The following is a 13,016-nucleotide window of genomic DNA, read 5'->3' as shown; positions in this document are numbered from 1 at the left end:
CCCCGCCCTACAGTGTCCTGCAGTGCGGACCACCGACCTCCCGTGCTGTGCCGGGCTTCTCCCGCAGTCCGGGCACCGCGGTCGAGGACCGGCCCGGCCGGCGACTCCGAGGGGGAGCGGGCCGCCGGCCGGGCCCGGTGAGCGGGCGGGGGCCCGCCTCAGGCGCTGCTCCTGGCCGCGCCGCGCTTCTCGCCCGTCAGATACGCCGAGACGACCACATTGGCCGTGTACGCGTGGGACTTCCGGTCGTACGTACCGCCGCAGGTGATCAGCCGGAGCTCCGCCCGCCCGTCCTCGCGGGGCCCGTAAGCCTTCTTGGCGTCGAAGCGTTCCCGGGTGACGACCTGGACGTCGTCGATGGTGAACTCGGCGACCGTCCCGTCGGACCGGCTCACCCGGATCTTCTCGCCGGGCCGGGCCGCGCTGAGCCCGTAGAAGACGGCCGGCTTCGTCTCGGTGTCGACGTGGCCGACGAAGAGCGCGGCGCCCTCGGTGCCGGGCTCGGTGCCGCTGTCGTACCAGCCGACGGTCTGCGGCATCTCGTACGGGGGCGGGTCGATGGCGCCCGAGGTGTCGAGGCCGCGGCCGACGACGGGTGCCTCGATCCCTATCGAGGGGATCTCGACCCGCTGCGGTGCGGCCCCGTCGAGGGGGTCGTGCGCCGGTGGCAGCGGTACGCCCAGGGGGCGCCCCACCGCGGCGACATCGCCGGTCGTCGGCGCGGAACTGCCGTCGGTGGCCTCGCGGCCCCACAGCCACAGCCCCAGCAGGAGGACGGCCCACGCGACACCGGTCAGCAACCGCCCGGATCCTGCGGGGCGGTCGGAGGCCGGCATGTCAGTCCAGCGCCGAACGGCGGCGTCGCGCACTGCGGAACGCGACGGCTACGGCCGCTACGGCGCCGAGGGCGAGTCCGATCACCGCGTGCCGGGTCCCGGGACCGCTCTGCTCGCCGGCCTGTTCGGCGAGGGTCGCGGTGCCTCCGCCGCCGGCCCGGACGGGGGCGACGGGCGAGGGGCGGCTGTGGTGGACGACGGTGAACGTGCCGGTGGCCTTGCCGTGGCCGTCCTTGCAGGTCACCCAGACCTCGTAGTCGTCGGGAGCGGCGTCGGAGCGGATCCGGGCCTCGGCGAAGAGGCCTTTGCCGTCGGCCGGCGCGAAGCGCGCTTCGGAGACGAAGGCTTCGGAGTTCCCCGTGGCCGACCTGCTCCTGCCGCAGGCGTCGACCCAGAGTTCGACCTCCCCGCCGGGGGAGACATTGGACGGGGTGACCGAGACCGATCCCTTGTGGTCCTTGGGCTCGGATTCGGCCAGTGCGGTGGACGCGGGCAGGGCTATGGTCGCGGCCGCCACAGTGGCACAGAACGTGAGGGGCAGTGAACGCATCGTAAACCTCCTGATGGCAGGTTCACCTGCGTCACTGCTCCCCGCATCCGCTGTGGGCCGGTCGGGTGACCTCCGGCCGGGGACGGTTACTCCACCGGCAGGTCGACGAGTTCGACCAGGTCCGCGATCGAGTCGACGACCGTGGACGGCCGGAACGGGTAGCGGTCCATGTCGGCGTGCGTGGTGAGCCCGGTGAGCACCAGGAACGTCTGCATCCCGGCCTCGAGGCCGGCGAGCACGTCGGTGTCCATCCGGTCGCCGATCATGGCGGAGGTCTCGGAGTGGGCGCCGATCGCGTTGAGCCCGGTCCGCATCATGAGCGGGTTGGGCTTGCCCGCGAAGTACGGGGCCTTGCCGGTGGCCTTGGTGATCAGCGCGGCGACGGAGCCGGTGGCGGGCAGCGGGCCCTCGGCGGAGGGGCCGGTCTCGTCCGGGTTGGTGCAGATGAAGCGGGCCCCGCCGTTGATCAGCCGGATCGCCTTGGTGAGCGCCTCGAAGCTGTACGTACGGGTCTCGCCGAGCACCACGTAGTCGGGCTCGTGGTCGGTGAGGACGTAGCCGATGTCGTGCAGCGCGGTGGTGAGCCCCGCCTCGCCGATGACGTACGCCGTGCCCTGCGGCCGCTGGTCGTCCAGGAACTGGGCGGTGGCCAGGGCCGACGTCCAGATGTTCGCCACCGGCACGTCCAGGCCCATGCGCTTGAGGCGGGCGTGCAGGTCGCGGGCCGTGTAGATGGAGTTGTTGGTCAGGACCAGGAACGGCAGTCCGGACTCCCGCAGCCGCTTGATGAAGGCGTCGGCCCCGGGGATCGGCGTGCCCTCGTGGATCAGGACCCCGTCCATGTCGGTCAGCCAGGATTCGATCGGCTTGCGCTCTGCCATGGGACGTGCTCCTGCCGTACGCACTGTGCACTCGGGGTGCCGGACGCCGGCGGCACCGCGTTGTGCAGCGCCGACGTCCTTGATTTTAGGGTGCCTGTCCGACCTGGCGGAACTCTCGGGTCAGGAGGAACTGATCTTGACCCCGTCGACGACCCAGTACCAGTTGTTGCCCGCCGTGTAGCGGAACCGGACCTTGACGTCCGTGGCGCCGGACGGGACCTGGAGGGTGATCGTCTCGTCCTTGGCGACGGCGTCCGCGGTGTACGTCTTCACGGGGACGGGAGCACCCCCGTTGTACGAGACGAGGACCTCGCCCTTCTGCGGGGCCTCCTGGCGGTAGTGCGTGGTGTAGCGCAGGACCGCCGTGGTGCCGCCGGTGACCGGCCAGGCGGGGCTGACCAGGGTGGAGTCGAAGGTGCCGGTGTAGCCCTTGTCGACCCATTCGTCGCCGTCCGCGACGGCGAAGACGTTGCGGGCGCGGACGTTGGACTCGCGCCACTGGTCGCGTTCGGCAGCGGTCCAGAACTCGTCGGTGGTGAAGGTCCAGCCGCGCCATTCGGTCATGCCGCCGGTGCCCATCGCCCCGTTCTCGATGGTCCAGCCCGCGGGCGGCGTGTGGGTGAAGCCGAGGACTCCGGCTCCGATGCCCGTCTCGTCGACGCGGGTCGTCAGCTGCGGCCGGAGCGCGTCGAAGGCGTCCGGGGAGGGCTGCTGGAGAGGGCGGCCGTCCAGGTTCCAGGACGGGGATATCGCGATGCCGAGGTGTGCGAGGGCGGAGGCGGCGAGGTCGGGCATCTTGATGTCGTGGCGGACGGAGCCCGCGGAGATGCCGCCGCCGCTCGCGATGAGGAAGGTCTGGCGTTCACCGGCGCTGGAGCCCCCGTGGCCGCCCGCGTCGGTGTGCCCGTGGTCGGCGGTGACCATGATGAGCCAGTCCTCAAGGGCGTACGAGGCCCGCGAGGTGACGGCGGCGACGAGCTGGCCGATCTGGGTGTCCGCGGTGCGGACGGCGTCGAGGTACTGCTGGCTCGCGGCACCGTGGCTGTGGCCCGCGTGGTCGATGTTGTCGAGGTGGACGAAGACCGCGTCCCGGTTGCCGTTCCTCAGTTCGGCGACGGCACGGCTGGTGGTTCCCGTGTCGTACTCGGCGGCCGGGGTGGAGACACGGGTGTCGACCTTCGAGGAGAAGATCGTGTCGGTGACGGGGCTCCAGGAGGCGACCGCGTACGTCGACAGGGCGGGCTTCGCGGTCTCGATCCGGGTGAGGAAGTCGGGGTACTGGGAGAACTTGCTCCCGGTGAAGCTGTTGTCCTTCACACCGTGCTTGTCGGGCCAGACACCGGTGATGACGGTGGACCAGCCGGGGCCGGACACGGTGGGCGCCAGCGGGTTGGCGTAGATCGCGCTGCCCGAAGTGAGTCCGGACGCCATGAGCGCGTCGAGGTTCGGTGCGGTGGCGTCCTTGATCCGTCCGAGCATGGCGCCGTCCAGGCCGATGGCCAGGACCTTGGGGGTGCGGGCCGCCGCGCGCGCGGCGGCTGCGGAGAGCGGTCCGGCGGCGGTGGCGAGGGCGGCGGCGCCCATGAGGAGCGTGCGGCGGGACAGTCCTGCGGACACAAGGTCCTCCGAGGGAAGGGAGACGGTTGATGGTGCTCAACTCCCCATAACAGAAAGGGAGTTGAGCGTGGGTACAGACCCGTTATGATTCCGTTGCGCTTCACCGGCGTTCCACACCTGCGCGGTGAATGATGCGGCAACGGTCAGCTACCCGTCGCCGACTTCCAGGCATCGACGTAGCTGTCCAGGTTGGTGCCGATATCGGACCAGTCGGGCTCGAAGATCTCCACGCCTTCGATCAGCCTGCTGAGCTCGGTCGCGTTGGCATCGGTGGCCTTGACGTCCTTGCGGGCGGCGAAGCCGCCGCCGACCGCGCTGACGTCCTTCTGGGCCTGCTCGGAGAGCATGAAGTCGAGCAGCTTCCTGCCGTTCTCGCTGTGCGGGGCCTTGTCGACCAGACCGGCCGCGTACGGCAGGGCGAAGGTGGTGGGCCTGCCGCTGCCCTTCGCGGGGAACCAGATGCCGAGGTTCGGCATGTCCTTGGACTGCGCGAAGTTCATCTGGACGTCACCGTTGGCCGCGTGCAGCTCGCCCTTGTCCACCTTGGGCGCGAGCTTGCCGGTGGAGGCGGACGGGCCGACGTTGTTCGTCTGGAGCTTCTTCAGGTACTCCATCGCCGGCTCCTTGCCGCCGAAGTCGTGCATGGCCTTGATGAGAACGGCCGTGCCGTCGCCCGCGACACCCGGGGTGGAGTACTGGACCTTCTCCTTGAACTTCCCGTCCAGGAGCTCCTCCCAGCTCTTGGGCGGGGTCGTCAGCTCCTTCTTGTTGTAGATGAAGCCGAAGTAGTTGTTGACGACCGAGGTCCACTTGCCGTCGGCGGCCTTGTCCGCGCCGTCGACCTGCTCGGAGCCCGCCGGTTCGTACGCCTTCAGCAGCCCCTTGGAGTCGGCCTGCTGGATGAAGGGCGGCAGGGTGACGAGCACATCGGCCTGGGTGTTGGACTTCTCGCGGACGGCGCGCTGCACCATCTCGCCGGAGCCGCCCTCGACGTACTCGACCTTGATGCCGGTCTTCTTCTCGAAGTCCTCGAAGACCTTGTCGTACCAGCCGTCGCCGTTCTCGCCCTTGAGGCCGTCGGCGCTGTAGACGGTGACGACCTTCTCGTCGGAGGCGGCCGAGGAGCCGCCGCAGGCGGACAGGGTGGCGGCGAGTACGAGGCTGCCGGTGACGGCGGCCACCGGGGTGAGGAGGTTCTTGCGCATGGGTGTCGTATCTCCTGGAGGTGAAGAGCGGGGTTGTCAGCGGTACGAGGCTCTGGTCCGGATGCGGGAGACGCCGAGCAGGACGAGCAGCGTCGCGCCCATCAGGACCACGGCCACCGCCGCTCCGGTGAAGAGCGAGCCACGGTCGGTGGCAGCGAAGATCTGCACCGGCAGCGGTGTCCAGTCCGGCGGGTAGAGCATCATCGTGGCGCTCAACTCGCCCATGGACAGGGCGAAGCAGAGCCCTGCGGCGGCCGTCAGCGACGGCAGCAGGAGCGGCAGCTTGATCCGCCACAGGACGTAACCGGGGCGCGCGCCGAGGCTGGCGGCCGCCTGCTCGTACATGGGGTCCAGACGTACGATCGCGGCCGAAACCGACTGGTAGGCAAACGCGGTGACAAGAACGGTGTGCGCGAGGATCACGATCCAGCGCGTTCCGTTGAGCAGCACCGGAGGCCGGCTGAACGCCACGAGCACCGCGAGGCCGACGACGACGGAGGGTACGGCCACCGGCAGCATGAACAGCGCGTCCAGGAGCCTCCTGCCCCGCTTGCGCAGCGAGGCGGCGGCGACGGCGGCCCAGGAGCCGATGGTGAGGGCCAGCAGGCTGGCGCAGAGGGCGGTGACCAGGCTGGTGGTGAGGGCCTGGAGGGAGTCGCCACTGGTGGCGGCCGCGTAGTGCTCGGTGGTGGGCCCGGAGGGGAAGGCACCGGACCAGTTCGTGGTGAACGAGGCGGCGACGAGGACCAGCAGCGGCACCGCGAACAGCGGGACGAAGAGGAGGAGGAAGACGGCCCAGGTGGCCCACTTCCCGGCTCGGCTATGCACCAGCACGGCGGCTCACCATCCGATACAGGCTGTAGAGACCGACCGAGATCGCGATGTTGACGACGGCGACGACGCAGGCGGCCGGGTAGTCGGATTCCAGGATCGCCTTGCCGTAGACGAGCATCGGCAGGGTGGTGACCCCTTTCGCCCCGGTGAAGAGCACGATGCCGAATTCGTTGAGGCACATGACGAGGACGAGGCTGCCGCCGGCCGCGAGTGCGGGCAGGGCCTCGGGGAGGATCACCTTCCGCACGATCCGTGCGGGGCGGGCGCCCAGTGAGGACGCCACCTCCAGTTGCGCGGTGTCGAGCTGCGAGAAGGCGGCGAGCAGGGGCCGCATCACGAACGGGGTGAAGTACGTGATCTCCGCGAGGAGTACGCCCCACGGGGTGGTGAGGAAGTGGAAGGGCCCCTCGGGCGCTCCGGTGGCATCGGTCCACAGGCCGTTGGCCATGCCGACCGTGCCGTAGATGAACAGCAGGGCGAGCGTGATCAGGAACGACGGGAAGGAGAGGAAGACGTCGATGAACCTGGCGACCGCCCTGCCGCCCGGGAACGGCACGAACGCGATGACCAGGGCCAGCGCGAACCCGAGCACGAGGCAGCCGGCGGTCGATCCGACGGCGAGCCAGACTGTGGTCGTCAGCGCCGAACGGAAGGACTCGGAGGCGAAGACGTCCGCGTACGGGGTGAGTGAGGTGCCGCCCTCGTCCGGGGTGACGGACTGCTGGACGACGAGGGCCAGGGGATAGAGGAGGACGAGCGCGAGGACGGCCACGGGGGGCAGGGCCCAGATCCAGGCCGCCGTGCGCCGGCGCGGGACACCACGGTCTGCCGAACCCTGGCGGACGTCTTCGGCGACCACGCTAGCCATGGGCCACTCCTGTCGCCGTCCTGTCCTCAATCGCCGGGCAGGCTTGAAAATCAAGCCCGTCCGGCGATTGAGGACACGGCGCTGCCGAAGGCTGCGCAACCGCTGTGCCGGCCGGGAGCAGTACGGCGTCCTCGGGCGCGAAGTGCAGCGTGACCTCGTCGCCCAGCACCGGCGTCTCGCGCAACTCCCGTACATCCGCCTTGATGCGGTGACCGTCGACGTCCACGTACAGCCGGTGCGTGGAGCCCCGCCACTGGACCTCGGCAATCGTGCCGGTAAGGGCATTGGGGCCCTCACCGAGACCGACGAGGTGGGGGCGTACGCACAGAGTGGCCGTGCTGCCCTCGGCCGCCTCGCCGGTGGAGAGCTCCAGGTGCGTCCCCGCGAAGGCGACGGACCCAGGACCGACCGTGACCGGCAGGAGGTTCGCGTTGCCGACGAACGAAGCGGTGAATTCGGTACGCGGGCGGCGGTACAGCTCCTGCGGGGTGCCGCAGTCCTGGAGCCTGGCCCGGTCCATGACGGCGATCCGGTCGGCGAGCGTGAGCGCCTCGACCTGGTCGTGGGTGACGTACAGGATGGAGACGTCCGGCAGTTCGCGGTGCAGGCGGGCCAGTTCGGCGAGCATTCCGGAGCGGAGCTGCGCGTCGAGCGCGGAGAGCGGTTCGTCGAGCAGCAGGACACCCGGCCGGATGGCGAGCGCGCGGGCGATGGCGACGCGCTGCTGCTGGCCACCCGAGAGCTCGCGGGGGTAGCGCCCGGAGTAGGCGGCCATGCCGACGAGTTCGAGTGCCTCGGTGACCCGCCCGGGGATCTCCGGCCTGGGGACCTTGTTGGCCTTGAGCCCGAAGGCCACGTTGTCCTGGACCCGCATGTGGGGGAACAGGGCGTACTGCTGGACGACCATGCCGATGCCCCGCCGGTGGGGTGGCAGCCCGGTGACGTCGCGGTCGCCGAGGTACACCCGCCCGGAGACCGGCCGGACGAATCCGGCGACGGCGCGCAGGGCGGTGGTCTTCCCGGAGCCGGAGGGCCCCAGGAGCGCCATGACCTCGCCGGGTTCGACGGTCAGGTCGAGAGCGTCGAGGACGGTGTTCGCGCCGTACGCGACGCTGACCCGGTCGAACCTGATGCCGCCGCCCGTCATGCCTCGGCCCGCGCGATCAGGTCCGGCAGTTCGGCGACCGACCGCAGGACGTGTGTGGCACCGTGCCGGTCCAGCTGGTCCTTGTCGTGGGCCCCGGTCAGGACGCCCGCGACGATGCCGGCCCCGGAGCGTACGCCGCTGAGCATGTCGTACGAGGTGTCCCCCGCGACCACGATGCTCCGGACGTCGTCCACCGCGCCGGTGCGCAGGAAGGCGGCGAGGACCATGTCCGGGTAGGGGCGGCCCCGGCCGCCCGCATCGGCGGGGCACAGGGTCAGGGCGGCCAGGTCACGCCAGCCGAGGGCGCCGAGGATGGCGTCCTGCGTGGCGCGGGCGAAGCCGGTGGACAGGACGACGGTGCGGCCGGCCGCCCTGAGCTCCTCGATCGCCTCCGGGGCGCCGGGGACCGGGGCGACGAGGCCGCTCTCGACGAGCTCCCCGTACGCCTCCTCGAAGGCGGTGTTGGCCTGCTGGGCCCTGTCCTCGTCACCGAAGAGGTGGCGGAAGACGGAGATCTTGGACTCGCCCATGGTGGCGCGGACGTAGTCCAGTTTCTCGGTGTGGTCGGCGGAGCCGGGTTCGACGCCCAGCCGCCCGGCGGCGGACGCGAAGGCCCGCTCGACCAGTCCGCCGTCGGCGACGGTGGTTCCGGCCATGTCGAGCACGATCAGGTTGTGGGTGCGCTTCTCGGTCAACGTGTTCACCAGCCCAGTTCGTTGGCGGTCGTTTCGGCGATGGCGGGCGAGCAGGTCATTCCGCGGCCGCCCGGCCCGGTGACCAGCCAGGTCGCACCGCGCACCTGCTGGCGGTGGACGACCCGGCTCGTGTCGGTGCACTGGGCGTAGACCCCGGCCCAGCGGTGCCGGATCCTCGGCAGCGGGCGGCCGAGGAAGGACTCGGCGACCCGGGTGAGGTGCTCGTACGGCTCCTCGACCGTGTCGAAGTCGAAGGGGTGCTCGTACGCGTGGGTGTCGCCGATGGTCAGTCCGCCGCCGCGTCGCTGGACCATGAGGAGCTGCATCCGGTGCTCGGCGGCGGTCGGGTCCTGGGCCTGGCCGGCGTTGAGCGCGTCCAGGGCCTCACCCGCGTACGCCGGGTAGTAGCGGAAGCTGTCGGCGTCGGCGACGGAGGTGGTCAGCTCCTCGCCGAGCGGGTCGGTCTGCATCATCTGGAGGCGGACGCGGCGCACGGGCAGGCCGGGGCCGGCGAGTTCGCGGACGAGGCCGCCGAGCCAGGCGCCGGTGCACAGGACGACGGTGTCGCCCGTGTGCACGTCGCCGTGGTCGTCGCGGACGGCGCTGTCGCCGATGACCTCGCGGACCTCGCGGCCGCCGAGGTACGTGTAGCGGCCGGAGGCCAGCAGCGCCTTCTTCAGCTCCAGTTGGGCGGTCCTCGGCTCGACGGCCGCGTCCCGCTCGCACCACAGGGCGGCCTCGAAGTCCCCGCGCAGCGCCGGGTTGACCGCCCGCGCCTCGCCGGGGGTCAGCAGCTTGTAGCCGCGGGATGCCGCGTCGGGGCGCGCCACGGCCGCTTCGGCGACCGCGAGTTCCAGTGCGCCGCGGACCGGGGTGAGCGATCCGCAGGCGCGGAAACCGAGCCCCGGAACCTGCCGGCCGATGCCTTCCCAGAGCTCGCGGGCCCGGAGTGCGGTGTCCAGCTCCTCACCGCCCGCCCGGCCGCTCACCCATATCTGGCCGAAATTGCGGAGGGACGCTCCGCGGGCCTCGCTCTCTCGCTCGATCTGTACGACCTCGTGGCCGCGGTTCACTGCGTGCCAGGCGTGCATGGTTCCCACCACGCCGGCTCCTACGACGATGACTCTCACGACGGCAACGCTGGCGGGGGCGGGTGACCCGGACGAATCCGGGCGGCAGCCGGGGGGTGAACGACCCCCCAAGACTGGACTAGACCCGTTATTGTTCCGTGACCTTTAGCGGTCGTGCCGCTGCCCGCCCAGCTGGGTCGTGAAGGAGAACCGGTCGCCTCGAAAGAGGGTGCGGACCCGCTCCAGCGGCAGGCCCGCCGTGTCCCGCGAGACCCGGTGGAGCAGCAGCATGGGCAGCGCGGGCGGCGTGCCGATCAGCAGTGCCTCGCGCGGGGTGGCCAGTACGGTCTCGATCCGCTCGTCGGCGTCGCCGAAGGAGATGCCGAGCCGCTCGCGGAGGTAGGCGTAGAACGACGAGTCGGGGTCGAACTCCGTGTCCAGGTCCGGGACACGGGCGACGGAGACGTACGTGCTCTCCAGGCCGACCCGGTCGTCGTCGGCGAGCAGGACGCGCTCCAGGTGCCAGACGGGTTCGCCGAGGGTGATGCCGATCTCCGCCGAGAGCGCCTCGGGGCAGGGGAACCTGTCGAGCCCGATGAGGGAGCGGCCCGGCCTGCGGCCCTGTCTGCGCACCCCTTCGGTGTAACTGGCAAGGGAGAGCGGCTGCTCCAGCTTGGGCCCCGCCACCACGGTGCCGCGTCCCTGGCGGCGCAGTCGGCCCTCCAGGAGCAGTTCGCGCAGCGCCTGCCGCACGGTCTCGCGCGACACGTCGTAGCGCACCGCGAGGTCGCGCTCCGTGGGCAGCGTTCCGCCTTCGCCCAATTCGTCCGTCAGGACGGAGAGGTGAGCCTTGACTGCGTAGTACTTGGGGATGCGCCCGTGCTCCGGAATGCCGGATCGGATCGGTGCGCCGGGTGCCTGGTCGTTCGGAAAGTCCACGGCCCGATGCTGGCAGACACACATGAACGCGACATGGCGGTTCCTGCGGGCAGGTCAGTCCCGCACCCTGCGGATCCTCCGGGCACCGGCCAGCGCCGCGACCCCGCCGAGGAGGAGCGCGGCGGCCGTGAGCCCGGCCCCGGCGGCCCTGTCCTGTCCGGTGCGGGCCAGTTCGGGGAGCGGATTCCCGGCCGCGTCGCGGCGGGGGGTGTCCGTCCCGGTGCCGGTTTCCTTGCCGGTGCCGGTTTCCTCATCGCCCGTCCCGGTGCCGGTTTCCTCATCGCCCGTCCCGGTACCGGTTCCCTCATCGCCCGTCCCGGTGCCGGCGTCCTCGTCGGTACCCGTCCCGGTGCCGGACTCCACGTCGGTGCCGCCGTCGATGTTCCCCTCGATGACGGTAAAGCTGTAGTCGGCCGACTCGCCGACCCAGTCCCCGTCACCGCCACTCTTCTCCGCTCCTGACAGCCGCTGGACGACGGCCGCGTTGGCCGTGACCGGGCCGGGCGCGGTGTCCGAGGTGAAGGCCATCCGGACCTGGACGGTGACCGTGCGCCCCGCCGGCACGGTGAAGCCGGGGAAGTCGTCGTCCTCGCCGCTGCCGAACACGCCGATCTGCTCGTGCCGTTCGGTGGTCTCCCAGGTCACGCGGTGCTGGGTGTCCGGATCGGACCGCTCCGAGAACTCGAGCTGGATCTGGGACGGGGTGAGCGTGCGGTCCCGGTCGGTGAGCACCAGTACGGGATGGATGGCACGGCAGGTCTCGGACGTGCTGTTGGTCAGGTCGAGGTACCAGATGCCGTAGCCACCGCCGGAGGCGTACGTGTCCGGACCGCCGTGGATCCGGGTCTCGATGGGGAAGTCCTCGGCGTCGGGCCGGCCGCAGACGGGCTGCCGGAGGCTGACGGCGGAGGCGAGTGCCTCCGGTGCGGCGCCCGCCTGCGTGCTGCCGAGGAGGACGGCGGGTACGGCGAATCCGGCCGCCAGCCCGAACGTCCCGAGAGTGGAGAAGACACGGCCGTCGCGCATTCGTGCGGCTGATCTGGGGGGCATGGACGGACACCCTTCGCTGCTCGCGAACGACCGGCTCGGGGGTGCCGGCTGCCGCGGACGACGCTGCCACGCACCCCCGGGGGATGCCACCTGCCGGCGGGGAACTCCGCCCGTTCGGGCGGCGAAGTCCGCCCGAACAGCCCCGATCGGGGCCGTTCAGTGCCGCTCAGTCCTGTTCGCCGCCCTCGCCCACCCGGCCGAACACGGGCGCCAGCACCAGCTGGGCCGCCCCGTCGGCGACCGGGCGGTCGCCGCCGCCCGCGACGGTGACCGGCACCGGGGCGCCGGTGCCGTCCCGGCGGGCTCGCTCCTCGATCACGGCGTGCACTCCTCGTACGTACGCGTCCTCGTCGGCGGCGACGGTACGGCCGCCGAGGACCACCCGGTCGATGTCGAGCAGTCCGACGAGGTTGGCGGCGCCCGCCCCGAGGACCCGGGCCGCCTCGGCGATGTCACCGCGGGCCACGGCGGCCAGGCAGAGCGCCTCGATGCAGCCCCGCCCGCCGCAGCCGCACGGGGGGCCGTCGAGCTGGAGGGTCTGGTGACCGAACTCCCCCGCGCCGGTACGGGCTCCGCGGTGCACCGTCCCGCCGAGGACGATCCCGGCACCGAGCCCGGTGCCCAGGTGCAGGTACGCGAAGTCGGCCGCGCCGCGTTCGCGCAGGGCGAGGCCGAGAGCGGCGGCGTTGGTGTCCTTGTCGACGACGACGGGCAGCCCGGTCCGCTCGGCGAGCGCGTCCCGCAGCGGGTAACCGTCCCACTGCGGGAACCCGGTGACGCGGTGCAGCACCCCGGCCCGGTGGTCCAGGGGGCCCGGCATCGCGACCCCCACGCCGAAGACCGGCCGGTCCTCGGTCCGGGGCGCCCCTGCCCGTACCGTCTCCACCGCATGGGCCGCGGTCGCGACGACCTCGGCGGCCGGAGCGCCGAGGTCGAGAGGGGTGGTCCGGGTGCCGACGGGGGTGCCGGACAGATCGACCAGGACGGCCGTCAGTTCGTCACGGTCCAGGTGGAGCCCGACGGCGTACCCCGCGTCCGGGACCAGTCGCAGCACCGTGCGGGGCTTGCCGCCCGTGGAGGCGAGATGACCGGCCTCGGCCGCCAGCCCCTCCGCGCGCAGCCTGCCGGTGATCTTGCTGACGGCCTGCGGGGTGAGTCCGGTGCGCTCGGCGAGCTCCAGCCTGCTGATCCCGCGCTCACCGGCCACGCGCAGCAGGTCGAGCACGAGCGAGGCGTTGTGGTGGCGCAGGGTCGGCAGGTTCGCACCGCCGCCGCCCCTGGTGTTGCTCCTGTTCACCCGACCATTGTCCCCATAGCTTGCACT

Annotated in this window: 13 protein-coding genes; all 13 read right to left on the bottom strand. The window is 71.5% G+C overall.

The window, feature by feature from the left end; all coding sequences use genetic code 11:
- Positions 1-158: 158 nt before the first annotated feature.
- The 13 genes from OG257_RS24465 to OG257_RS24405 all read right to left on the bottom strand — a co-directional run bounded on the left by OG257_RS24465 (position 159) and on the right by OG257_RS24405 (position 12,989).
- Positions 159-836, bottom strand: a complete 678-nt coding sequence (locus OG257_RS24465; RefSeq protein WP_329210743.1) for a class F sortase — start codon at positions 834-836, stop codon at positions 159-161.
- Position 837: 1 nt separating this feature from the next.
- Positions 838-1,386, bottom strand: a complete 549-nt coding sequence (locus OG257_RS24460) for a hypothetical protein (protein WP_329210740.1) — start codon at positions 1,384-1,386, stop codon at positions 838-840.
- Positions 1,387-1,472: 86 nt separating this feature from the next.
- Positions 1,473-2,267, bottom strand: coding sequence for an HAD-IIA family hydrolase (locus tag OG257_RS24455; RefSeq protein ID WP_329210738.1), 795 nt, complete (start codon positions 2,265-2,267; stop codon positions 1,473-1,475).
- A gap of 120 nt (positions 2,268-2,387) precedes the next feature.
- The gene (locus tag OG257_RS24450) at positions 2,388-3,851 is read right to left on the bottom strand and encodes an alkaline phosphatase family protein (protein ID WP_329215323.1); all 1,464 of its coding nucleotides are present in this window, start codon (positions 3,849-3,851) and stop codon (positions 2,388-2,390) included.
- A gap of 176 nt (positions 3,852-4,027) precedes the next feature.
- A complete protein-coding gene (locus OG257_RS24445; RefSeq protein WP_329210737.1) occupies positions 4,028-5,089 on the bottom strand; it encodes a 2-aminoethylphosphonate ABC transporter substrate-binding protein in 1,062 nt (353 codons plus the stop codon).
- Between the two features lie 36 nt (positions 5,090-5,125).
- The gene (locus OG257_RS24440) at positions 5,126-5,923 is read right to left on the bottom strand and encodes an ABC transporter permease (protein WP_329210736.1); all 798 of its coding nucleotides are present in this window, start codon (positions 5,921-5,923) and stop codon (positions 5,126-5,128) included.
- Complete coding sequence (locus OG257_RS24435) at positions 5,910-6,791, bottom strand: 2-aminoethylphosphonate ABC transporter permease subunit (RefSeq protein WP_329210734.1); 882 nt, start codon at positions 6,789-6,791, stop codon at positions 5,910-5,912. The genes OG257_RS24440 and OG257_RS24435 overlap by 14 nt, the downstream gene beginning before the upstream one ends.
- A complete protein-coding gene (locus tag OG257_RS24430; RefSeq protein ID WP_329210732.1) occupies positions 6,784-7,938 on the bottom strand; it encodes an ABC transporter ATP-binding protein in 1,155 nt (384 codons plus the stop codon). The genes OG257_RS24435 and OG257_RS24430 overlap by 8 nt, the downstream gene beginning before the upstream one ends.
- The gene (locus tag OG257_RS24425; protein ID WP_329210730.1) at positions 7,935-8,642 is read right to left on the bottom strand and encodes a phosphonatase-like hydrolase; all 708 of its coding nucleotides are present in this window, start codon (positions 8,640-8,642) and stop codon (positions 7,935-7,937) included. Before OG257_RS24425 ends, OG257_RS24430 begins: the two co-directional genes overlap by 4 nt.
- On the bottom strand, positions 8,639-9,763 hold the full coding sequence (locus OG257_RS24420; RefSeq protein ID WP_329210728.1) for a TIGR03364 family FAD-dependent oxidoreductase: 1,125 nt from the start codon (positions 9,761-9,763) through the stop codon (positions 8,639-8,641). Before OG257_RS24420 ends, OG257_RS24425 begins: the two co-directional genes overlap by 4 nt.
- A 105-nt stretch (positions 9,764-9,868) precedes the next feature.
- Positions 9,869-10,642, bottom strand: a complete 774-nt coding sequence (locus tag OG257_RS24415) for a GntR family transcriptional regulator (RefSeq protein ID WP_329210727.1) — start codon at positions 10,640-10,642, stop codon at positions 9,869-9,871.
- Between the two features lie 54 nt (positions 10,643-10,696).
- Positions 10,697-11,692: a hypothetical protein gene (locus tag OG257_RS24410; RefSeq protein ID WP_329210726.1), complete on the bottom strand. Its 996-nt coding sequence runs from the start codon at positions 11,690-11,692 to the stop codon at positions 10,697-10,699.
- Between the two features lie 166 nt (positions 11,693-11,858).
- Positions 11,859-12,989: an ROK family transcriptional regulator gene (locus OG257_RS24405; RefSeq protein ID WP_329210724.1), complete on the bottom strand. Its 1,131-nt coding sequence runs from the start codon at positions 12,987-12,989 to the stop codon at positions 11,859-11,861.
- Positions 12,990-13,016: the final 27 nt, after the last annotated feature.

The organism is Streptomyces sp. NBC_00683 (assembly GCF_036226745.1).
Taxonomy (GTDB): Bacteria; Actinomycetota; Actinomycetes; order Streptomycetales; family Streptomycetaceae; genus Streptomyces.
The sequence above is the reverse complement of the archived record's forward strand: the minus strand, read 5'-3'. Positions and strand labels throughout refer to the sequence as shown.